General features: G+C 37.3%; 24 protein-coding genes and 1 tRNA gene. 5 read left to right on the top strand and 20 right to left on the bottom strand.

The features are described from left to right. The first annotated feature begins 1 nt into the window (after position 1). Complete coding sequence (locus DHD80_RS05495; protein WP_251740141.1) at positions 2 to 1,609, top strand: glycoside hydrolase family 32 protein; 1,608 nt, start codon at positions 2 to 4, stop codon at positions 1,607 to 1,609. 12 nt (positions 1,610 to 1,621) lie between these two features. Then, entirely contained in the window at positions 1,622 to 2,512 is an 891-nt protein-coding gene (locus tag DHD80_RS05490; protein WP_251740140.1) for a carbohydrate kinase, read from the top strand. A gap of 222 nt (positions 2,513 to 2,734) precedes the next feature. Here DHD80_RS05490 and DHD80_RS05485 read toward each other — a convergent pair whose 3' ends face one another. From DHD80_RS05485 to DHD80_RS05450, 9 genes are all read right to left on the bottom strand, one after another. Next, positions 2,735 to 3,181, bottom strand: coding sequence for a DUF6730 family protein (locus DHD80_RS05485; protein WP_251740139.1), 447 nt, complete (start codon positions 3,179 to 3,181; stop codon positions 2,735 to 2,737). A gap of 12 nt (positions 3,182 to 3,193) precedes the next feature. Next, positions 3,194 to 3,793, bottom strand: coding sequence for a relaxase/mobilization nuclease domain-containing protein (locus DHD80_RS05480; RefSeq protein WP_251740138.1), 600 nt, complete (start codon positions 3,791 to 3,793; stop codon positions 3,194 to 3,196). After that, a complete protein-coding gene (locus tag DHD80_RS05475) occupies positions 3,784 to 4,059 on the bottom strand; it encodes a hypothetical protein (RefSeq protein WP_251740137.1) in 276 nt (91 codons plus the stop codon). The genes DHD80_RS05480 and DHD80_RS05475 overlap by 10 nt, the downstream gene beginning before the upstream one ends. Continuing rightward, positions 4,056 to 4,352: a mobilization protein MbpA gene (gene mbpA / locus DHD80_RS05470; protein ID WP_251740136.1), complete on the bottom strand. Its 297-nt coding sequence runs from the start codon at positions 4,350 to 4,352 to the stop codon at positions 4,056 to 4,058. The genes DHD80_RS05475 and mbpA overlap by 4 nt, the downstream gene beginning before the upstream one ends. Positions 4,353 to 4,471: 119 nt before the next feature. Further along, positions 4,472 to 4,759, bottom strand: a complete 288-nt coding sequence (locus tag DHD80_RS05465) for a toprim domain-containing protein (RefSeq protein ID WP_251740135.1) — start codon at positions 4,757 to 4,759, stop codon at positions 4,472 to 4,474. 175 nt (positions 4,760 to 4,934) lie between these two features. Next, positions 4,935 to 5,360, bottom strand: a complete 426-nt coding sequence (locus DHD80_RS05460) for a hypothetical protein (protein WP_251740134.1) — start codon at positions 5,358 to 5,360, stop codon at positions 4,935 to 4,937. 316 nt (positions 5,361 to 5,676) lie between these two features. Next, the gene (locus tag DHD80_RS19990) at positions 5,677 to 5,964 is read right to left on the bottom strand and encodes a hypothetical protein (protein ID WP_347709957.1); all 288 of its coding nucleotides are present in this window, start codon (positions 5,962 to 5,964) and stop codon (positions 5,677 to 5,679) included. A gap of 25 nt (positions 5,965 to 5,989) precedes the next feature. Then, entirely contained in the window at positions 5,990 to 6,616 is a 627-nt protein-coding gene (locus tag DHD80_RS19985) for a primase-helicase family protein (protein WP_347709956.1), read from the bottom strand. A gap of 735 nt (positions 6,617 to 7,351) precedes the next feature. Further along, positions 7,352 to 7,436: transfer RNA gene (locus DHD80_RS05450), tRNA-Leu, on the bottom strand. A 177-nt stretch (positions 7,437 to 7,613) separates the two neighbouring features. On the opposite strand from DHD80_RS05450, the gene DHD80_RS05445 reads away from it, so the two are divergent. Both DHD80_RS05445 and DHD80_RS05440 read left to right on the top strand, forming a co-directional pair. After that, a complete protein-coding gene (locus DHD80_RS05445; RefSeq protein WP_251740133.1) occupies positions 7,614 to 9,005 on the top strand; it encodes a dipeptidase in 1,392 nt (463 codons plus the stop codon). 56 nt (positions 9,006 to 9,061) lie between these two features. Next, positions 9,062 to 11,143, top strand: coding sequence for a dipeptidyl peptidase 3 (locus DHD80_RS05440; RefSeq protein ID WP_251740132.1), 2,082 nt, complete (start codon positions 9,062 to 9,064; stop codon positions 11,141 to 11,143). Positions 11,144 to 11,532: 389 nt separating this feature from the next. On the opposite strand, the gene DHD80_RS05435 is transcribed toward DHD80_RS05440, so the two are convergent. The 10 genes from DHD80_RS05435 to ruvC all read right to left on the bottom strand — a co-directional run bounded on the left by DHD80_RS05435 (position 11,533) and on the right by ruvC (position 18,907). After that, positions 11,533 to 11,760 carry a VF530 family protein gene (locus DHD80_RS05435; protein WP_251740131.1) on the bottom strand — a complete coding sequence of 76 codons (228 nt, stop codon included), beginning with the start codon at positions 11,758 to 11,760 and terminating at the stop codon, positions 11,533 to 11,535. A gap of 158 nt (positions 11,761 to 11,918) precedes the next feature. After that, positions 11,919 to 12,494 (bottom strand): alkylphosphonate utilization protein, encoded by a 576-nt coding sequence (locus DHD80_RS05430; RefSeq protein WP_251740130.1) that lies wholly within the window; start codon positions 12,492 to 12,494, stop codon positions 11,919 to 11,921. 106 nt (positions 12,495 to 12,600) lie between these two features. Continuing rightward, a complete protein-coding gene (locus DHD80_RS05425) occupies positions 12,601 to 14,379 on the bottom strand; it encodes a DNA mismatch repair protein MutS (RefSeq protein WP_251740129.1) in 1,779 nt (592 codons plus the stop codon). Beyond that, positions 14,379 to 14,738, bottom strand: coding sequence for an MmcQ/YjbR family DNA-binding protein (locus tag DHD80_RS05420; protein ID WP_251740128.1), 360 nt, complete (start codon positions 14,736 to 14,738; stop codon positions 14,379 to 14,381). The genes DHD80_RS05425 and DHD80_RS05420 overlap by 1 nt, the downstream gene beginning before the upstream one ends. A gap of 35 nt (positions 14,739 to 14,773) precedes the next feature. Continuing rightward, entirely contained in the window at positions 14,774 to 15,385 is a 612-nt protein-coding gene (locus tag DHD80_RS05415; protein WP_251740127.1) for a DUF4230 domain-containing protein, read from the bottom strand. 1 nt (position 15,386) lies between these two features. Further along, positions 15,387 to 15,737, bottom strand: coding sequence for a DUF4260 domain-containing protein (locus DHD80_RS05410; RefSeq protein ID WP_251740126.1), 351 nt, complete (start codon positions 15,735 to 15,737; stop codon positions 15,387 to 15,389). Beyond that, positions 15,734 to 16,486 carry a cyclase family protein gene (locus DHD80_RS05405; RefSeq protein WP_251740125.1) on the bottom strand — a complete coding sequence of 251 codons (753 nt, stop codon included), beginning with the start codon at positions 16,484 to 16,486 and terminating at the stop codon, positions 15,734 to 15,736. Before DHD80_RS05405 ends, DHD80_RS05410 begins: the two co-directional genes overlap by 4 nt. 314 nt (positions 16,487 to 16,800) lie before the next feature. Continuing rightward, positions 16,801 to 17,925: a radical SAM family heme chaperone HemW gene (gene hemW, locus DHD80_RS05400; protein ID WP_251740124.1), complete on the bottom strand. Its 1,125-nt coding sequence runs from the start codon at positions 17,923 to 17,925 to the stop codon at positions 16,801 to 16,803. A 20-nt stretch (positions 17,926 to 17,945) separates the two neighbouring features. Beyond that, the gene (locus DHD80_RS05395; protein WP_251740123.1) at positions 17,946 to 18,320 is read right to left on the bottom strand and encodes a four helix bundle protein; all 375 of its coding nucleotides are present in this window, start codon (positions 18,318 to 18,320) and stop codon (positions 17,946 to 17,948) included. 23 nt (positions 18,321 to 18,343) lie between these two features. After that, positions 18,344 to 18,907, bottom strand: a complete 564-nt coding sequence (gene ruvC, locus DHD80_RS05390) for a crossover junction endodeoxyribonuclease RuvC (protein WP_279346997.1) — start codon at positions 18,905 to 18,907, stop codon at positions 18,344 to 18,346. A 105-nt stretch (positions 18,908 to 19,012) separates the two neighbouring features. On the opposite strand from ruvC, the gene DHD80_RS05385 reads away from it, so the two are divergent. Then, positions 19,013 to 20,098, top strand: a complete 1,086-nt coding sequence (locus tag DHD80_RS05385) for a glycosyltransferase (RefSeq protein WP_251740122.1) — start codon at positions 19,013 to 19,015, stop codon at positions 20,096 to 20,098. Positions 20,099 to 20,209: 111 nt separating this feature from the next. Here DHD80_RS05385 and DHD80_RS05380 read toward each other — a convergent pair whose 3' ends face one another. Further along, positions 20,210 to 20,683, bottom strand: a complete 474-nt coding sequence (locus tag DHD80_RS05380; RefSeq protein ID WP_251740121.1) for a hypothetical protein — start codon at positions 20,681 to 20,683, stop codon at positions 20,210 to 20,212. Positions 20,684 to 20,793: the final 110 nt, after the last annotated feature.

The following is a 20,793-nucleotide window of genomic DNA, read 5'->3' as shown; positions in this document are numbered from 1 at the left end:
AATGAAAAAGTTATTGATAATTGCAGGAATTCTTATACTATATGGATGCCAAAAAACAGATGTTTTTGACAATACGGAAGTTCCATCTTTGGTTTTGAATAGTACGGCTAGTTCAAATTGTATCGCACAAGCGGAGGAGTTGGATTATAAAATTTACCCTATGACCAGTGATGGGTCTAGAGTGGGTGATATGGCGGTTTTGTATGATACGAATGAGCAGGACTTCAATATTTATTTTATAAAAGATATATGGAACGACCCTACTAATGAAAGGCATCCCTGGTATGCATTTGAATCTACAGATTTTTATAACTACAGTGAAACAGGGGAGATTTTGGCTTCAAGTACTGCTTTATGTGATCAGGATTTTGCAATAGGTGCCGGTAGTGTAATGAAAAATAATGACACCTATTATGCTTTTTATACTGGGCATAATCCTAATTCTGGAAATTGTAGTAATTCTGAGCGGGAAGCAATTATGTTAGCCACTTCTAACAATCCAGATCAACTTTTTACGAAAAGGAATAATTTTACAACCATTACGGTACCTAAAAGTCAGGGATTTGATGAAAATGATAATTTTCGGGATCCATTTGTATTTGAAGATGGAGGTCAGTTTCATATGTTAATTTCAGCAAGAAAAAATGTAAATGGGACCTGGCGAGGGGTTATAGCCCATTACACTTCTTCAGATCTGTGGAATTGGGTGTACTCTGATATCCTCTATGATGGTGGGGATGAAATCTACTGGATGATGGAATGTACCGAGGTTTTTAAAATGGGAGGATATTATTATTTGATATATTCAGATCAAATTGGTAAGAATTTATACTATAGGAAAAGTACAACCCTTACAGGATCATGGTCTAAACCTTCAGATTTGAGCCGCTTTGCCGGAAAAGGAATATTTGCTGCCAAGTCTGCAATAGATCAATATGGTGATAGATATTTGTTTGGCTGGAAAAATAACCTAAGTGGCGATACAGATTCTGGAAATTGGAAGTGGGCCGGGAATCTAGTAAGTCATAAAATTTATTCTTTACCAAACGGAGATCTGGCAGCTTCTATCCCTCATACTCTAAAGAACATTATGGAGACCAATAATTATTCAATCACTAAAAATAGTCAGTGGGGGAGTGTAACTAAAACAGATCCAAATGCCGAATCTTATAATTTAATCAGTAACGCCAATTTTGATGTGGCTAATGTTATTTACGATCCGGTAAGTGCAGAAAAATATAAAATAGATGCAGATGTTTCATTCAATTCTTCTAATAAAGATTTTGGGTTTATGATTGGTGCTTGCGACGGATATGAAGATTTCTATAGCCTACGGTTTATACCTTCTGAGAACAGGTTTAGTTTTGATAAACAAAATCGAAGCAATCTCACTACTACATCCATTGCAGAAAATTATGTGCCAATTACACTAACTCCTAATACTATTTATAATATTCAAATAATCATCGAAAATTCTATGGTGGTGGTCTATATTAATGATAAAGCAGCATTATCTAATAGGATTTATAAAGCGACAAATACAAACTGGGGTATTTTTGTAGATAACAGCAATGTGAATTTCGAAAATATAAAATTAACTACCCCTTAAATTATTTTATAAATGAACAGTAAATTAAAAATAACCTGCTTTGGAGAGGTTTTGTGGGATCATTTACCTACAGGAAAAAGAATAGGAGGAGCACCATTGAATGTAGCCCTCCGTTTACAGTCATTAGGGGTCTCAACCACAATGATTAGCAGTGTGGGGAATGATGATAACGGACATGAAATTGGAGAATATCTTGATAAGGCGGGTATAAAATGCTTAATTCAAATTGATAAAAAACTTCCCACTGGGAGTGTATCTGTTTATTTAGATAAAAACGGGGAGGCTCAATATGAAATAAAGGAGCCTTCAGCATGGATGAATATTTTGAAGAATAAAAAAATTAAAAATAATATTGCTGAATGTGATGTTTTTATTTTCGGCAGTCTCATATGTCGTGGTGCTCAATCAAATAAAACACTCGAAAGTATTTTGGAGTTAGCTAAGTATAAAGTTTTTGACGTAAACCTTAGGACACCAAAAATTCCAATTCCATTGCTGGAAAAGCTTATGAAAAAAGCGGACTTTTTGAAATTTAACGAAACAGAAATTTTTACTATAAGTATGGAATTGGGGTTTAAGAGTTCTTCAGTTGCGAGGTGCATTGAATTTATTTCTACTAATACGGGTACTAAGGAAATTTGTGTTACCAGGGGCTCCAAAGGAGTTATTTTCTATACAAATGGAGAATATTTTCACAATAGTGGTTTTAACGTTAAAGTAAAAGATACCGTCGGTGCCGGAGATTCTTTTCTGGCGAGTCTAGTAAAAGGATTACATTCAGGTAAAACTCCTCATATTGCTCTAGATTTAGCCTGCGCTATGGGATCATTAGTCGCTTCGAAAGAAGGAGCAAACTGTAAAGTTGAGGAAATGGAAGTGATAGACTTGATGTGGTTTGATTAGATTAGAAATATGCCCCAAATCTACTATAACTAACCTTGCGCGTGGATCCTGTGCTGTTTTTATAGTGTACGGGAAGTTAAGCGTGAAGTAAAAACAGCAGAGGGCGCATACTACTTATGATTCATAATTTACAGTAAAAATAAGGCCGTTTTTAAGAGGCTACAGATGCATTTACTATAAAAATTTGGTGATTTTCCGCAACATCAATTGTCATGATAAATCCTATTTTTTTGCTTCTAGCCAATGCAGGTAATTCTCTTTGAGCTCAGGATTTTCTGAAAAATAATCTTGATACTGATTCTCTGAATCGAGCATCATCTGAAAAAATTCAAATTTTTCGTCTTTTGCTGCTTTGGTAGTGTACCCAAAATATCCCAATAGTCCCACCATCAATATTCCCAATATTCCGAAGATCACGAGTATATAATTGGGTATGATCATCCCATGTAAAAGCTTTTTATCAATGCCTTTAAGAATTTCATTCAATAATTCATTTTTAGCTTCCTGTTTTTCCAAAAAAGTGTTTAGGTTCTTTTCCAAAGCTTCTGTGGTAATTGGGATGCTCATATTTTGAAGCTCTTTAGAATGTTCTTTAAGTTGTAATACTGATACTTTGAAATCAGCCATCTCATCGGTCATCAGCTCCATGATCTCATCTAATTTTTTCATAGCTTAAATTATTTAAATTCCCATTCCGGTATCCAATCCTCTTTTAATTACCTGTTTTATTAAGTCTTTGGCAATTTTACTGGCCATATTGGTACTAAGTTGTACCGTCTTATCCATCAGTTTTAAACCACTTGATATTTCCTTCATTCCAACACCTTTAGAATTTTCACTGATTTCTGCTATAAGCTTACCACCCGTCATTGATCGATGCACCTCACTCCCTTTCAGATTAGCACCTTTATATTCAAACCGAAACCCCTGTAACTGATTTGATTTATTGATGGAAGGGATTACCTGTACATTACAGGTTTTCATTTTACTGATATATTCATCCAGTGATTTAGGCCGAGTTTCCATCACTTTATTATTGATATGTCTAATGGCCAGTCGCTGCCATTTGAGTTCCTGTAGCTTTTCGTTTTGTACGTCCCGAACCCTGGTAAGCCCTAGCTCCTTGGCTACATTGTCTGCGGCGATCTGACTCCGTTTTCCAATAAAACTATCATTATAGGCTTTCCCATCAAAACCGATCCTGTTCACATATACATGCACATGGGTATGTGCTTTATCCCGATGTACAAACGCAATAGCCTGCCTGTTTTTTAATTCCATTTCTTAAGAAATTTATCTGTGATCATTTTCAATTGTGCTTTGCTTATTTCCTGCCCATCTTTAATGGTAGGACTTAATATAAAACTGAGCGTATTTTGAGTGCATCGCTCATTTTGCGATTGGATGATCTTGAATTCCTCGGTGATCTCTCTCGGGGTCTCTCCAGCCAGGTAATCTTTGAATACCACTTCGGCCTCTTTTTCCTGGTTCCATCCATAATCTATGGAGGCACCGGTACTCGCTATGGAATGTCCTTTCCCGATCATTTTTTGAAGCTTTTTAAATGGGTTCTGATTTCTTCAGCTAATTGCTGCACTTCCTTGGATAATTTGGGATTACTTTTTTTAAACATATTGGCAATCCGACTAAAGTTATTTTTATACTGAACCCGTAGCTGATAGCATTCCAATTGCTCTGGGGTAATGCGTTCGACCATATTGATCTTAAAAGCAGTAGCCCTTAAATACTCTGAAAGGGAAATTCCCGCCCTAGCCGCTCTTTTTTTAAGCAGCTTTTTCTCGTAGATCGAGCAGCGTATCTGGATGTATTCCCGTTTCATTTTTTCCTTTAAATCTTTGCAACCTCCGGGCGCAAAGCAAGATTGTCATGACAATGACACATCTTGCTTTGCCCTCCCAAATGAAATCTCCCTTGTGGCATTTACTTTTTCGATCCTATTTAATTGTTCAATTCGTTACTTGTACTTCTAATTGAAACAAGCTTTTCACTCAGGTCTTTATACCCTTGAAATAGCTCACTTCTATCTTTGGTGTTCTTATAATCCTGAAGTAGCTTTTTTCTATTTTTATTTCCAGCCTGATCATTGTCCAGGTACAGATTTACTTCCCTGTAATTTTTAAAATGGGGAGTGATTTGAAGTAAAAAAGCTAATGAGTTTAAAATAACGATGTCTGAATTTATAAGTTCATCGGGAAATAACTCAGCTAGGTATAACAAATCAAACATACCTTCCAAAAGGATCAAGCGATCTGAATGTGTCTTTAAATGGGTATACGTTTTTGGGGAACTGGATCCTTTGAAATATTTATTCCGAAGTTCCCATCCCCCCTAATTGATTTTGTAAACCCAAAGCGAAGTATTGCTTTCCTTTTAATCTATACCGTACTTCCTTACAATATTGTTATGCTATGAAGATTGAAATTTTCCTGGACTCTAAATATTGAATCAACCCCGGATGCTTTATTGGATTAACTTGGAAAATTTCAATTTTTGGAGTAGTCTCTCTTTTTAAAATAGGCTGCTGAAAAGAAAAAGATTCCTGTTCATTGCTTAAAAATTCCAATGCCAGTTTAACTGAACACTTTTTCATTACCACAATCAAATCCAGCCCGTTTCCGCCCCTTCCTATTCCGAAGTCATACCATCGGTTCAATTTTAAAGAAACCTTGAAAGAGGCCTGTGTTTCTGACCGTAGGGGACTCAGAAACCAGGCTTCTATCCCCGCTATCCTGCTTGGAAAGTGCCCTAGTTTTGCGAGTGTTTCCACGATGCAAATACTACAGGCTCTTTCGCAGGTGAGTCTAGGTAAATTCATTTTTTCTTTCATCAGCATTTTATTTTGATTAAAATGTGCTTATTTGAGTGCTTCCTTATTTTCTCAATTTTCGGCATCATTATTATTTTTGATGACAAAACGATGACGGTCTTAAGTCTTAGTATTACTGCTCTAAGAAGATTCTGTCATCATTCATCAAAAAATGAAGAAATAATTAGTCTTATTTTCTCAGCAGCACATCAAAAAAATGATGAAACGATGCCAATCCCCGAAACCTCCCGAGAACTCAGGGAATTCCATGTCATCACTTTGTCATCAATTCATCATTTTCACTTTTATTTCTCTGATTCAGGCTGAACTCTGATCTTCAAAATGATCCAGAAATAAAAGTTTTATTTATAGTGAAATAGCGTCCTTTGGTAGTGGGTAGGTTGGAGCTGCCGTTTTCCCACAACGTAAACTTTTCATAGCGGTTCGAGTTGGATGTATTTTCAAGTTTCCAATCCTGCTTTAGGATTTTTCTGATCTGGGTCAAATCAGTTCTTAGCCTGGTTTTACTAAGCGCATTTAACGCGTCCATGGGGCATAGATTTATTTCCTGAAGATCATGCTCTTCCATGACCATTAATAAAATACTGGCCAGCTCTTTCTCCACACGGTTTCGGTTATTCTGAACCAGTTTAAAGAGAGCTGGAGTTTCGATTTGTTTTTGGGGTAAACCACATTCGGGTTTGATGTGTGCTATGTAAAGATCGATGCTGAAGAAAATATAAAAATGCCGGGATCTCTTTTTCCAGTGATTCTAAAAAGCCGGTATTTTCCTTTTTTACCGAAGGAACTTTTAATACCCAGAATCGGGTTTCGTGATGATCTATTTTTATGAAATTTTCTTCATTATTACTACAAAGGATAAACTTCCCAAAAAATTCTACTTCCTGTTTGTCTTTTCCTTTCGCTTCTAACTTATTAAAATTGGTAGTGCTTAAATATTTGATGCGCTCGGTCAGTTCTTCTTTATTGAATAAAACTTCATCAATACAAATCAGGAGTTTATTGGCCCAGTCAGCATTAAACTGGCTGCTAAAACTATCATTGGTAAGATAGGTCAGGTTATTTTCAAATATCTGTTTGAGCCATTTTAGAAATGTGCTTTTTCCGGTAGACCGCTCCCTGGATACCAGGCACAAAATGGGTAGTATTTGTGTGGGTTTAGTGTATAATAATTGCAGGTAATTCAATCCCAACTCATAATGATCCCCGAAAATATGTTTTATAAAATCCAGAGATTTGGGACAGCTCCCTTCCATTATCTTATGGCTAAGCGGAGAATAAGTATTATAAAAATTATGATAGGTAGATTGAAAATTTAGATGACTTGGAATACAGGTAAAGCCATCAAATTTTGGAATGCTGGCCAGAAATGTTTTCCCATGATCCTGCCGAATGGTTTCAATATTCCAGGAAACAAGAATTTCATTTACATTCCCGTTTATCGTAGAGCCTCTACAAGTTTGTAATATTGAGTACTTATATATTCAATTTCAGTTTTCATCGTAATCTGGATGCAAAATCAGTTTAAATATATACTGACAAAACATCAATTAAATATACTGAAAATCAATTATTATTGCATAATATTCAATAATAATTTAATTTTATTGATAATAATGCACTTTCATATCTTAGATTTGTTTTAAGTGATTTTCACGTAGCAAATATTATTAAATGAATGCATTTGAGTTTTGAAGTTTTTTCAGAAAAATTGAAAAAATGGGAAAAAGAGCGAAAAATGAAACTTTAAAGGAAAAGTACCGAAATCATTTTTGGCTTTATGGTAATTAATAATAATCTATTGGTCTTGATCCAATTTCAGTTTTATATATTATTAAATCTAATTCTTATGATTTATGGATATATAATAGGTGATGTGCTAAAAAGATATCATTTAGTATCAAAAGAAATGAAATTATAAAAATGATAATTTGTTGTACCTATGTTGTACCAAAATAAAAAAGCCGACTCGTTAAAGTCGGCTTATCCCTTGGTGCGGGCGAGAGGACTCGAACCTCCACACATTGCTGCACTAGATCCTAAGTCTAGCGTGTCTACCAATTCCACCACGCCCGCTTTTGATTTATAGATTCTCATCTAGCGTGTTTACCTCCCGATAGCTATCGGGACCACCACGCCCGCATTCGGACAGCTTAGTTTCACTAAGCGGACGCAAATATAAACATTCCTTTTAAATTACAAATAACATCACAAAAAATTATCTTATTAACTTTACCAAAATGGAAATTTCAGATGGAGAATATTAAAGAATATATTGAAGCAAACAAGAAACGATTTTTAGATGAATTAGTAGAATTACTAAAAATTCCGTCGATTAGTGCTGATAAAGCTTATAAAAAGGATATGCTGAAAACTGCTGAAGCGATAAAAAAGCGTTTGCTGGAAGCGGGTTGTGAAAATGCCGAGATATGCGAAACACCAGGTTTTCCTGTGGTTTATGGAGAGAAATTAATCGATAAGAATCTCCCCACGGTGCTGGTTTATGGCCATTATGATGTGCAGCCACCAGATCCTCTCGATCTTTGGAATTCACCACCATTTGAGCCGGTTATTAAAGAAACGAAAATCCATCCGAAAGGAGCAATTTTTGCCCGTGGCGCCTGTGATGATAAAGGCCAGATGTATATGCATGTGAAGGCGATGGAATTTATGACTAAAAATGATGCTTTGCCCTGCAATGTGAAATTCATGATTGAAGGAGAAGAAGAAGTAGGAAGTGAAAACCTGGACTGGTTTATTAAAAATAATAAGGAGAAATTACAAAATGACGTAATTCTTATTTCAGATACAGGGATGATCGCCAAAGATGTTCCTTCAATTACCACGGGACTTCGCGGACTTTCCTATGTGGAAGTAGAAGTGACGGGCGCTAATCGCGACCTGCATTCAGGATTATATGGCGGTGCCGTGGCTAATCCGCTGAATGTGCTCAGTAAAATGATCGCCTCCTTAACTGATGAAAATAATCATATTACGATACCCGGTTTTTACGATAAAGTAGAAAATCTTTCCGCAGAAGAAAGAAATAAAATGGCTGAAGCACCTTTCAGTCTGGAAGAATATCGGGAGAAACTGGATATTGATGCCGTTTATGGCGAAAAAGATTATTCTACTTTAGAGAGAGCATCGATTCGGCCCACTTTGGATGTGAATGGAATGTGGGGCGGCTATATTGGTGAAGGTGCTAAAACTGTTTTACCTTCCAAAGCTTTTGCGAAAATTTCCATGCGCCTGGTTCCAGATCAGGACTGGTTGGAAATTACCGATCTATTCAAGAAGCATTTTGAAAGCATCGCTCCAGAAGGTGTTCGGGTTGAGGTGAAGCCGCATCATGGAGGATATCCTTACGTGACCCCAATCGATACGATCGCGTACCAGGCGGCAAGTAAAGCTTATGAAGCTACTTTCGGAAAAACTCCTATTCCGCAAAGGAGTGGTGGAAGTATTCCTATTGTTTCCCTTTTCGAAAAAGAGCTAAAAAGTAAGATTATTTTGATGGGATTTGGACTGGATACTGACGCGATCCATTCCCCAAATGAGCATTTTGGAGTCTGGAATTATCTCAAAGGAATAGAAACCATCCCCTATTTCTATAAATATTATACTGAAATGACTAAAAAATAGTTCGTTTATAATGAATTGAGAAAACGCTTACCTTTAATTTTTATAACTACACAAACATGAAACAACTTTTAAGTATCCTAATGCTGGCAACTACCCTTGCATTAATTTCCTGTAATGATCAGGATAAAAAAGAACCTTTGGAAGACGAAAATGAAATGGCTTCCAATGAAAATTTCGAAGTAAAGGTAGATGAGTTTGCCGATCTTAAAATACTTCGCTATCAAATCCCGGGTTGGGAAGATTTAAGTCTGAAAGAACAAAAACTGGTATATTATCTAACGCAGGCAGGCCTTGCCGGGCGTGATATCATGTGGGACCAGAATTATCGCCATAATCTTAAAATTCGCGAAGCTCTTGAAAATATCTATGTGAACTATGAAGGTGATAAAGCTTCAGAAGAATGGGAAAATTTTGAAACTTATTTAAAACGTATATGGTTTTCTAACGGGATCCACCATCATTACTCGAATGCTAAGATCAAACCAGATTTCAGCAAAGATTATTTCGACACCCTTTTAGCCAAAACCAATACTGAACTTAATGGGGAAGTTTATGAAGTAATCTTTAACGAAAAAGATGCTAAAAAAGTTAATTTGAATGAGGCTGATGGACTCATTGAAGGATCAGCAATTAATTTTTATGGTAAGGATGTAACTGCTGCTGAAGTAGACCAATTCTATGCCAATAAAAAATCTCCGGATGCTACGAGGCCTCTTTCTTTCGGGCTCAACTCGAAGCTGGTAAAGGAAAATGGAAAACTGGTAGAGAAAACTTATAAAAGCGGCGGATTGTATGGTGCGGCAATCGACGAGATCATCGACTGGTTGGAAAAAGCTCAAAGTGTTGCTGAAAATCAAAAGCAGGGAGATGCGCTGGGATTATTGATCGAATATTATAAAACAGGCGATCTTAAAACCTGGGATGATTATAACGTTGCCTGGGTGAAAGCCACGGAAGGGAATATTGATTATATCAATGGTTTTATTGAAGTCTATAACGATCCAAAAGGCTATCGCGGTTCCTATGAAAATATCGTGCAGATCAAGGATTTCGATATGTCCAAAAAAATGAGTGTCCTGGAGAATGAGGTGCAGTGGTTTGAAGACAATTCCCCCATTATGGACGAGCACAAAAAAGATTCTGTGGTTGGGGTAACTTATAAAACGGTAATTGTGGCAGGTGAAGCCGGGGATGCCTCACCAAGTACGCCCATTGGAGTAAACCTTCCAAATGCGAACTGGATCAGGAAACAACATGGAAGTAAGTCGGTTTCTTTAGGAAATATCATTGCGGCCTATGAAAGTGCCGGCGGCACAGAAAAATTGAAGGAATTCGCCTATAATGAGGAAGAAGTTGAACTGAGCGAAAAATATGGAAAAGAGGCAGATAAATTACATACAGCCTTACATGAAGTAGTGGGTCACGCTTCCGGGCAAATGAATCCCGGGGTAGGTGAAACCAAAGAAACTTTGAAAAATTATGCTTCTACTTTGGAAGAAGGCCGTGCCGATCTTGTTGGACTTTACTACCTGATGGATCCAAAATTGGAAGAACTTGGGCTTACCGATGATTCAGAAAAGTTGGGAAAAGCGGCTTATAATGACTACATCCGTAACGGAATGATGACACAACTAGTGAGGATCGAACCGGGAGAGGACATTGAAGAAGCGCACATGAGAAACCGACAGTGGGTGAGTGCCTGGGCTTTTGAAAAAGGAAAGGAGCAGGGTGCAATTGAAAAAGTTCAGAAAGACGGAAAAACCTATTTTCATATTACCGATTATGCGAAAATGAGAGAATTGTTTGGGGAATTACTCAAGGAGACCCAGAGAATTAAATCTGAAGGTGATTATCAGGCAGCTAAAGATCTTGTAGAAAATTACGGCGTAAAGGTAGATCAGGAGTTACATAAGCAGGTTTTAGCGAGAAATGAGAAATTCAAATCGGCTCCTTATAGCGGATTTGTAAACCCTGTATGGGTTCCTGAAATGGATGAAAATGGAGAGATCGTTTCCATCAAAGTCACCCAACCTGAATCTTTTGAAGATCAGATGATGGATTATGCCAAAAATTATAGTTTTTTGACGGGTACCGATACAATTAAAAAAAAGGATGAAACTGCGAAGGTAAAAAAGTAAAAATTTTCTTATGATAAATATAAAAGCACGGCGACTGCCGTGCTTTTATATTTATTGAGGGCCACTTAAGTCATTTCGACCGTAGGGAGAAATCTGTTTATAATTTGTCATTGTAAGACGCAGTCGAAGCAATCTAATGTCAAGAAGCTAAGACTGCTTCTGTCATTTCATTCCTTCGCAGTGACGATCTTATTCAAGTGTCATTGCGAGCACAGCGAAGCAACCCCATGATTGAGGCAAACGGTATTTAGAGACTGCCACGTTCATTTCATTCACTCGCAGTGACGAGAAACCAGTCATTGCGAGACGCAGTCGAAGCAATCTACAATGATGAGCTTTCTAGTCTAGATGGAGACTGCTTCAGTCATATCATTTCCTCACAATGACTTTTAAAAATCGGTATTTAGGTAAAGTTCCTCCACTTTTTCCCTTGCCCAGGGCGTCCTTCTTAAAAATTTGAGGCTGGATTTTATGGAAGGATCATTTTTAAAACAGTTGATATCTATTTCATTTGCCAAACCCTTCCATCCGTAATGTGCCACCAGTAGTTCAAGAATATTCGCCAGTTTTATTCCATGTAAAGGATTGTTGGGTTGTGAGTTATCTGGTTTGTCCATTTTTAAACTGATTTATTCTTCCTATTATTACGGGTGTCCATCCCGAACGCAGGGAAGGAATCTCATTCTGAGACTGCTTCTGTCATTTTATTCCCTCGCAGTGGCGTTATAATTGTCATTACGGGACGCAGTCGAAGTAAGCTATTTATCAATTCTTCTTATACTTTCTTTACAAACTTGGTAAGGATCACGATTTGTTGTCCTTCAATCTTGCCTTCTATTTGCCCGGCATTCTCATGATCCAGGGAAATTCTGCGTACAGCTGTGCCCCTTTTTGCCGTCAAACTGGAACCTTTAACATTAAGATCTTTGGTAAGTACTACCGTATCTCCAGCTTCCAGTATAGCTCCATTACTATCTTTATGAACCATAGTATCTTCTGAAAATTCCGTTTTTAGACCTGCTTTTGCCCAATCTTTCACACCCTCATCCATATACATCATGTCCAACAAATCCTGTGGCCAGCCTTCAGCTTTTAATCTATTTAGCATACGCCAGGACATAACCTGTATTGCCGGGATCTGGCTCCACATACTATCATTCAGGCATCTCCAGTGATTTGCCTCTGCTTTTTCAGGATCTTCAATTTGAGTATGACAGGTCTCACAGATCAGAATTTGCTTTTCTGAATCGTCGGGGGAATCTGGAATTTCATATACACTTAAATTTTCTAACGAACCGCAAAGCTCACAGGTAGCATTCGAACGTTGTTTTAATTTTTCTTCCGAAGTCATAGGGTAAATTTGGTTGCGAAGATAGTGATCACCCTATAAATTCAGGGTGACGATACTCATCTTTAGAATTGCCGTCATGCTAAACTCGTTCCAGCATCTCCTTTAATTATTCTTCGACAATTTTCATTTTCCGCAGTAGAAAGGAAGCATTCATATTTTGGCAAATCCCATTCTTTAAATGATAATCAAAATGAAGTTCATCATTTACAATTTCAGCATCAAAATAGAAGTTTTTTACCTCCTTCAATTCTTCGCTGATTTCGCAAAGACTAAGATCGTGGGTAGCAATAATCCCTGTGGAATGACTGGCAACGAGGCGTTGTACAAATTTTCGGGAACCAATCGCCTTGTCTGTACTGTTCGTGCCCTTTAAAATTTCATCCAGGATTATAAAATAATTTTCATCCTCTATTTTGTTTACAATAAACTTCAATCTTTTTAATTCTGAAAAGAAATAGGATTCGTCATCACCCAGTGAATCAGTAGTACGCATACTGGTGATCAATTTTATAGGGGAATAATTACCGGAATCGGCACAAACGGGCAAACCGGTATTAGACATTAAAATTTGCAGGGCGACGGTTCGTAAAAAAGTACTTTTTCCCGCCATATTCGCACCGGTAATGATAAAGAATTGTTCCGAATCTATTTGAAAATCATTATCGATCCGCTTGGAAGGATCAAGCAGTGGATGTCCTAAATTTTTGGCCTGAATTCCCTTGTTTTTTTCTAAGATCTGCGGAAAAATATAGGAATCATGATTAAAACTGAAATTCCCTAAACTATTGTAGGCGTCTATTTTTTCCACTGCGGTAAACCATTTTTCGACTGATTCCTGATACTGTTCGATCCATTTTTCAATGGCATAAGCATAGCGTATATCCCATAAAAAGAAACCATTTACGATAAACCCAAAAAGATAGTTATTCCTTTGATCCAGTGCATCCAGCGCTTTTGAGAATTTATGGAGAACTTCTGAAGCTTTTTCGGTATTGGTAATAATGGAATTTTTGATTTCAACAAGTATGGCTGATTCAAATTCTTCCTTTTCAATAAAACCAATTAACTGATAGTATTGCTGAAAAGTTTCCTGGACCTGCCCGGTTTTTTCTGAAAGATCATTGACTTTTTTTAAATAGAGCGTGGTGATTCCTATACCTACAAAAAGCCAGATTATGGTAAAGGAGCCAGGAACCAGCTCAAAGTAAGCGGCAATAATGATGGATATAGATACTACTGAAAATATATTGGGCAGCCACTTACCGAATTTTGGTACAAAGCTTTTATAATTTTTTATCCAGTCAATCACTATGGTCGATCGGATCCTGGTTTTAATGAGACTGGCCGTGGCGGTAAAATTTTGGCGCCAGTCGGCTTTTTCAGAAAGTTCTTTGACTGATTTTTGTTTTTCTATAATTGCTTCCACATCATTGGATAACAGCATGGACGCTAAGCGGGCACTTCCTCCTTTTAAAGCAGTTCGGTTTAAATATTGAAAGAATGATTTTTTGCCAAAAAGATCAATATCCTGACTAAACTCATGATGCGCCGGCTCAAATTCTTTTCCCTCGGGCAAATCGGAAAAGTCACGGGTGTTTAAAATTCTTAGTTCCTGTTCATTGATTTGCTGCAAGGCCAGGATACGTTCCCGTTCAGCTTTGATATTAGAATGACGGCTTACCAAAAAAAGAAATAAAACCAACATCACAACCACTACAAGAATTAGCAATTGAATATTTCCGAAGAAATAATAAATAGCTACGCCTATTAAAAGGAAATTAAGCAAGCGAAAAATGCTGGAAAAGGCCAGTCGGCTAGTAAGTTCGCTATATTTTTGGGAATATTGTTCCTTGCGGGAAATGTAAAAATCTTTTGCCTGCGTCATTATAAATTTTCGAGTTCTTCTTTAAGTTTTTTTGTGAGTCCGCTAACGACCAGATCATAAGAATGATCGATCAATTCAAGGATTAGTTTGGGATCCAGGCATCCATCCATCACCAGGGTATTCCAATGTTGTTTGTTCATGTGGTAACCGGGTAAAATATTTTCCTCATGCTCTTCTCTTAATTCGATCGCGCGCTCTGGATCACATTTTAGGTTTGCACGTAAGGGAACTTCATCGAGACTAACGATTGTAAACATTTTGCCCATCACTTTAAAAACGAGATTATCCGGGCCAAAGGGTAAGCCTTCGGTCACAGCTTTTTTGCTAAGACAATAGTTCCTGTAAGTATCTATGTTCATCCCCTCCCTGCCCTCCCCAGTGGGGAGGGATTTTTTTAGTCAAGTTTTTTGAATTCTGAATCTTCAATAGTGAGCGCGGTATAGTCCAGTTTCCAGCCGATGGTTTCCACGATTTTTTCCATCAGTAAAATGGTATCCAGCGCCTCTTTCCTCGCTTTATCCATCAAACCGCTTTGCGGAATTTTATCTACAATGCTTTTCTTCGCATCGCGATTAATATCGGTAAGATCTGAGGTGGTAAAGGGATTCGCCCAGCCTTCGCGTTTATCGTAATATTTAAAATCGGTTTCAATAGTGAGCAATTCCGGTTGCGGAAAATTGGTTAAAATGATCCTCTTGTTTTCGTTGTCATTATCCATTCTAACCTTGCTGAGATCAAAACCAATATGCGCTTTTGCGGTCACCAGAACGATCGCTTTCTTTTTTCCCAACACCAAACTTATATATTTCTCCTTCAGATTTTCATAATGATAGATTTCTGAAAAATCACCTTCTACCGTAATAAACTTGCAAACGCTTTTGATCTTATCCATCAATACGACCGATTGTTGCTCTGTATTGGTTTTAGAGCGTTCTTTATTAAAGGCACGAAAGATAAAATAAGCGATTATGGCACCAACGCCCAAGCCTATAAACAGTAATTCCATATTAATTTCCTATTTCCCCAAGATGGGTAAATTTAAATCCTTTTTCAAATTTTAATCCGTATCCCAGCATTCTGTCAAAAGCAATATGCGAAAAAAGTATGATTCCGGCCATCATCACAAACTCATTTTGAATAAAATAACCTATAAAAAATAAGATCACAGCAATGAAACGATGGTGAAAGATATTATATAAAATAGCACCATATTTTTTATTTAGTAGATATCCAAGCATTCCAATATCAGGGACCAGAAATAATCCAACATACCAACCCCAGCTTAGATCCAAATTACTAAAAGCCCAAATTCCGAATAAGAGTAAACCAAATTCTTCCAGTTTTAAGATTGTTTTCATGCTTGCTGAATTTTATAAAGTACCGGCTTACTTGGTGCCGCGTCATTTTCGAAGGAAGCGGGTTGCAGGTTTAAAAAATAATCACCGTCTTCAATTTTGTTGGGAACGTAAATAAGTTCTGTAATCGTAGCATCAAACCGTGTAGCTTTGGGATAATTCCAGAAAGCCTTATGCGCCAGCAATTTCCCTTCATCCTTTTCCTTATCTACGGAAGGCTGATCGATCAATAAATGTTTTATACCGGAATCACGCAGAAATTCAGCTGCCTCTTTTTCCAGATAAGGCCAGTTAGAATGTGAATAGTGCATCGAAATTTTTCCAATATAATTCGGGAGCGTTCGAATAATCACTGCTTCAGCATCAAGATTTTTAAGTTTTTTACTGATTTGTGCCCTTGTGATCACCAGATCTTGTTTTCTTTTTTCGGGTTCTACGGAAATCAATTGGGCCTTAAAAAAGAAAGTTTTCAGGCTTTGCTGAATCGTTTGCATTTCCGGGGTGATATGGCCCACACATTCAGTATGCGTAGCATGCGCGTGTGGATTAAACCAGATATTATTAAAATTAACCGAAGCACCCTGTTTCACCCTGCCCACAAAATTTGCCTCCCGCACCGGAGTGATTTCCGGGTGCTTTAAATACCAGGCCATGGGATTTTTCTCATCCCCACGCAGACTGATAGAAATATCCAGCGGTTTGGAAAAATCGATTTGATAAGATTGACCGCTTCGGCTAATAGTTGCAAGCATTTTCTAAGGTTGATCCTAACAAAGGTAATGTTGATAATTGGTAATTGATAATGGAGAATTAAAAATTGAAATTTTTATTGCTTTTCTATTGAGGCGAAATATAGAAGTTATGCAGTCGTTTTCGATACGGAACTTGCCTGCCGGACGAGGCAGGCGCAGCGGAGTGAGAAATCTCATGTTACTATGCTCAGGACTTTAATGAAATCCTGCTTTCCTAAATAGTTTCTCGTTACAAAAACTTCGCTATCGCAGGCATTTGCCCTTTACAAATGACTGTATGGTTCGTTTCCATTTCAATGCCCGTGGGATTTTTATCAATCTATATAAAACAAATCTGAAGCGATCCCGTCGCTTAAGAATTTTCCCTTTTTTGATATATGAAAGTGCTCGTCTTTTAGCTCCACCAAAGCTTTCGTCATAGGAATTTCAATTTCCTTATAGAAATGGATAAGATATTTATCCCCAAATTTCTTCTGAATATCAACCGGCGAAACTCCGAATTTGGTGCGCAGCCTGGTCATGATAAATTCATTATAACGATCTGTCATACTTAGTTTTTCCATTTGCTGCGGAATTTGATCCTGCTCCAGCGATTTGATGTACAAAGCATTATTGTTAATGTTCCACTTACGGTTTTCTCCATCGAAAGAGTGTGCCGATGGGCCTATTCCTAAATAAGCTTTGCCCAACCAGTAGGCCATGTTGTTCCGGGAATGAAATCCAGGTTTTCCGTAATTTGAAAATTCATAATGCTCAAATCCCGTGTTCGTAAGCGTTTCTACCAAAATATCGAATTGTTCTCGGTAAACTTCGTCCTCAACAGGATCAACTTCTCCGTTTTTTATAAATTTTTCCAAAGCGGTTTTGGGTTCCACGGTCAAAGCATAACTGGAAATATGCGGAATCTTATAATCTAAAGCGATCTGTAAGTTTTCCTTCCATTTTTCGTTGGAAGAACCCGGAATCCCGTAAATAAGATCGATGGATAAATTTTTAAAATACCGGGTTGCAAGCTCCAGGCTTTTCCTGGCTTCTTCCTGATTATGCGCCCGGTTCATCAACTTTAAATCGTCATCAAAAAACGACTGAATTCCAATGCTTAGCCTGTTTATGGGAGAATGGCTCAAATTTTTAATCACCTCTTCAGATAGATCATCCGGATTGGCTTCCAGGGTAATTTCAGCATTTTCAGCAAGTGAATAATTGTCGAAAATAGTTTCGAATATTTTTTCAAGTTCTTCCGAAGTCAATAGGGAAGGAGTGCCGCCCCCAAAATAAATGGTTTCAATATCCCCTTTTATTTCATCTTTCCGAAGCACCAGTTCACGACATAACATCTCCACTAATTGCGACTTCTTTTTAAATGAAGTTGAGAAATGAAAGTCACAGTAGTGACAGGCCTGTTTGCAAAAGGGAATGTGTATATAGATGCCGCTCATCAGTTAGCAATTAACAATGATCAATTTTCACTTTTCGGAGTTATACGGGTAGACTTGAGAATTGAAAACATAATTTTTGAGAGTTCGTCTGCATTTTCAAATAATTCAGCAAACTTCTTTTCCGGGAGATATTCTGAATCTTTCAATAATCGCAACCAGTATTTAGTTTCAAGACTTTCCTTATATGCGATAGAAATTTTAGCAGAAAAATCAGCGTTTGAAATTGCGCCGTTTGCTTCGGCTACATTGGCTCCAATTGAAGTCCCACTTTTTAAGAGCTGTCTTGATAGAATGTATTCTTTTTGAATAGTAAGATCCTTACATAATAGAACAATTTTCAAGGCAAATTGATAGGATTTATCATCCAGAACATTCTTTTTTTCAAATTCAGCCATAGCTCATTGTTTATTGCTAATTATTATTTGATCTTTTTTGGGTTTTGCTTTACAAAGGCTTCCCATCCAGTGTAACTTTTTCCAATTTCAGGTCTGCCGGAATTATAAAAATGGCAAACCGCGGCGGCGAGACCATCAGTTGAATCGAGGTTTTTAGGTAGGGTTTTCAGTTTTAAGAGGCTTTGTAGCATTTTTGCAACCTGTTCCTTGCTGGCATTTCCATTTCCCGTAATGGCCATTTTAATCTTCTTGGGAAGATATTCCGTAATAGGAATTTGGCGGGAAAGTCCGGCGGCCATGGCCACACCCTGCGCCCTTCCCAACTTCAGCATAGATTGTACATTTTTTCCGAAGAATGGAGCCTCGATAGCAATTTCATCGGGATGGTGCGTATCGATGAGTTCAATAGTTCGCTCAAAGATCAACTTTAATTTTATGTAATGATCGTCGTATTTTTTTAGCTGCAGTTCGTTCATCTGAATAAAACTCATCTGTTTATTTTCAATTTTGATAAGGCCGAAACCCATAATCGTGGTTCCGGGATCGATACCCAAAATGATCTTTTCTGAAGACGCGTTTTTTGACAAACCTTAAATAGCTAAATTGTACCGCAAAACTAATTAATAAATAGGCAACACTCCATGTGGTTTGGCGGAATCTTACTTTTAACCTTTTTGCTGTATGTCACGATCATGATCTATTTTTTAATTGGTTTTTACCGTTTAAAAGAAGTTTCATTCGAAAATCGAAATTCAAAATTTGGTTTTTCCATTGTTATTCCCTTCCGAAATGAAGGGAAAAATTTAAAAGATTTATTTGAATCCCTTAAATTTTTGAATTATCCCAAAGAGCTATTTGAGATCATCCTGATAAATGATTTTTCTGAAGATGATTCTTTAAAAATTACAGAAGGGTTTAAAAATGAGGAAACTGAAATAAGTATCAGAATTTTAGAAAATCTAAAACTTTCAAAATTCCCCAAAAAAGATGCGATTGCTCTAGGGATCAAAAGCGCCAGGTTTACTCATATTTGCACGACCGATGCCGATTGTATTTTACCTGAAAACTGGCTCCATGGATTTAATAAACTTTTAATTAAAGCAGATTTTGACCTTATTGCCGGCCCCGTTGGTTTTAAAAGGATTGAAAATTCAAAATGGTTCCAACAACTCGAGGAATTAGACTTTTTAAGCCTTCAGGCTGTAACTATAGGAGCTTTTGGGATTAACAGGCAATTTATGTGCAATGCAGCCAATTTATGTTTTAAAAAGAGCAGTTATCTAAGGGTGCAGGAGGAAATTCAGAAAGTTGATTCAGTAAGCGGGGATGATATCTTTTTACTTCAGGAATTTAAAAAGAGAGGATTTTTAACCGGATTTTCAAAAAACAAGGATCAAATTGTTAGAACCAATTATCAGCAAAGTTTTGCTGAACTCATTCAACAAAGGATCCGGTGGGGGAAAAAGGGAAAATTGTATCAGGGAGCTTTCAGCAAATTGGTTGGGGTTGTTGTGCTTAGCTTAAATATTGTTCTTATCCTGTTTTTGATTTTATCAATCTTTGGATTTTTCAACTGGAAATCTCTATGTTTTGTATTTTTTGGAAAATTCTTACTCGATTTTTTTATGATTCAGGGAGCGGCCAAATTCTTTATGCGTGAACGTATGATGAACTCATTTTTATGGGCAGCCTTTGTTCATCCGTTTTTTATCAGTTGGATTGTAATAGCCTCTCTATTTAGTAAAGTGAAGTGGAAGGGAAGAAGTTTTAAGCAGTGAACAATTAGCAATGAACAATTAGCAATTAACACTTATCAGTGAACAATTATCAGGTATTTAGTTTCCAGTCTCCAGTTTCCAGCCTCCAGCCTCCAACTTCCGGCATTACGATCACTCCGCCTTTACAACCACAGGCATTTTAAAAACTGTAGAAACCGGTATTCCTCTTTTGTTGGCGGGATATATTTTCGGTAAAGAATCAATACTCTGGCGCAGCCACTTACGGATATCCGGTAGCTGATTGGTAATAGTGGGATCTACCTCAATTTCGGTGATTTTAGGATTTCCCGAATGGTCAATTTCCAGATATAAATAAAGCGTATCGTCAATACTTTTGGTGACTACAGGTTGCTGTGCGACAAGTACTGAAATTATAGTTTGATTGATCTTTTTTTCGAAACAGGATCTGGCTTCGGTTAATTCAGAAAGGTTTTTGCATTCTTCAAAAGCGGGGTATTCATCTACTTCCTTCCAGTTTAAAGCCTTGGATTCCTGTTCTAAAACCTCTTCCGAAGAGATTTTTTTGGTCTCAAAATTACAGGACAGGCACAAAAAAAGTAAAGCCGGTAATATAGATTTTCGCATGGATGGTCTGCTTTCGGACTTCAAAAATAGTGAAATCTAAGCGCTTAAGAAATTTAGTTTTGAGCAATTATCCAAATAATATTGTCTCCCTGAAGCAAGTGATAAAAAGT

It is taken from the genome of Gramella sp. AN32, assembly GCF_023718305.1.
Taxonomy (GTDB): domain Bacteria; phylum Bacteroidota; class Bacteroidia; order Flavobacteriales; family Flavobacteriaceae; genus Christiangramia; species Christiangramia antarctica.
Note: the sequence above shows the minus strand (reverse complement) of the source record. Positions and strands in the feature narration are given on the sequence as shown.

Bases quoted from the DNA above. Each gene is read 5' to 3' on its own strand.
- DHD80_RS05495 (WP_251740141.1), top strand. From the start codon at position 2: ATGAAAAAGTTATTGATAATTGCAGGAATTCTTATACTATATGGATGC.
- DHD80_RS05480 (WP_251740138.1), bottom strand. From the start codon at position 3,793: ATGGAATTAAAAAACAGGCAGGCTATTGCGTTTGTACATCGGGATAAA.
- mbpA (WP_251740136.1), bottom strand. From the start codon at position 4,352: ATGAAACGGGAATACATCCAGATACGCTGCTCGATCTACGAGAAAAAG.
- DHD80_RS05410 (WP_251740126.1), bottom strand. From the start codon at position 15,737: ATGAAAACAATCTTAAAACTGGAAGAATTTGGTTTACTCTTATTCGGA.
- DHD80_RS05445 (WP_251740133.1), top strand. From the start codon at position 7,614: ATGGAGAATATTAAAGAATATATTGAAGCAAACAAGAAACGATTTTTA.
- DHD80_RS05395 (WP_251740123.1), bottom strand. From the start codon at position 18,320: ATGGCTGAATTTGAAAAAAAGAATGTTCTGGATGATAAATCCTATCAA.
- DHD80_RS05430 (WP_251740130.1), bottom strand. From the start codon at position 12,494: ATGACTTCGGAAGAAAAATTAAAACAACGTTCGAATGCTACCTGTGAG.
- DHD80_RS05465 (WP_251740135.1), bottom strand. From the start codon at position 4,759: ATGTTTGATTTGTTATACCTAGCTGAGTTATTTCCCGATGAACTTATA.
- DHD80_RS05425 (WP_251740129.1), bottom strand. From the start codon at position 14,379: ATGACGCAGGCAAAAGATTTTTACATTTCCCGCAAGGAACAATATTCC.
- DHD80_RS05440 (WP_251740132.1), top strand. From the start codon at position 9,062: ATGAAACAACTTTTAAGTATCCTAATGCTGGCAACTACCCTTGCATTA.
- DHD80_RS05435 (WP_251740131.1), bottom strand. From the start codon at position 11,760: ATGGACAAACCAGATAACTCACAACCCAACAATCCTTTACATGGAATA.
- DHD80_RS05415 (WP_251740127.1), bottom strand. From the start codon at position 15,385: ATGGAATTACTGTTTATAGGCTTGGGCGTTGGTGCCATAATCGCTTAT.
- DHD80_RS05490 (WP_251740140.1), top strand. From the start codon at position 1,622: ATGAACAGTAAATTAAAAATAACCTGCTTTGGAGAGGTTTTGTGGGAT.
- DHD80_RS05475 (WP_251740137.1), bottom strand. From the start codon at position 4,059: ATGATCGGGAAAGGACATTCCATAGCGAGTACCGGTGCCTCCATAGAT.
- DHD80_RS05405 (WP_251740125.1), bottom strand. From the start codon at position 16,486: ATGCTTGCAACTATTAGCCGAAGCGGTCAATCTTATCAAATCGATTTT.
- DHD80_RS05460 (WP_251740134.1), bottom strand. From the start codon at position 5,360: ATGAAAGAAAAAATGAATTTACCTAGACTCACCTGCGAAAGAGCCTGT.
- DHD80_RS05385 (WP_251740122.1), top strand. From the start codon at position 19,013: ATGATCTATTTTTTAATTGGTTTTTACCGTTTAAAAGAAGTTTCATTC.
- DHD80_RS19985 (WP_347709956.1), bottom strand. From the start codon at position 6,616: ATGGAAGGGAGCTGTCCCAAATCTCTGGATTTTATAAAACATATTTTC.
- DHD80_RS05485 (WP_251740139.1), bottom strand. From the start codon at position 3,181: ATGAAAAAATTAGATGAGATCATGGAGCTGATGACCGATGAGATGGCT.
- hemW (WP_251740124.1), bottom strand. From the start codon at position 17,925: ATGAGCGGCATCTATATACACATTCCCTTTTGCAAACAGGCCTGTCAC.
- DHD80_RS05380 (WP_251740121.1), bottom strand. From the start codon at position 20,683: ATGCGAAAATCTATATTACCGGCTTTACTTTTTTTGTGCCTGTCCTGT.
- DHD80_RS05420 (WP_251740128.1), bottom strand. From the start codon at position 14,738: ATGAACATAGATACTTACAGGAACTATTGTCTTAGCAAAAAAGCTGTG.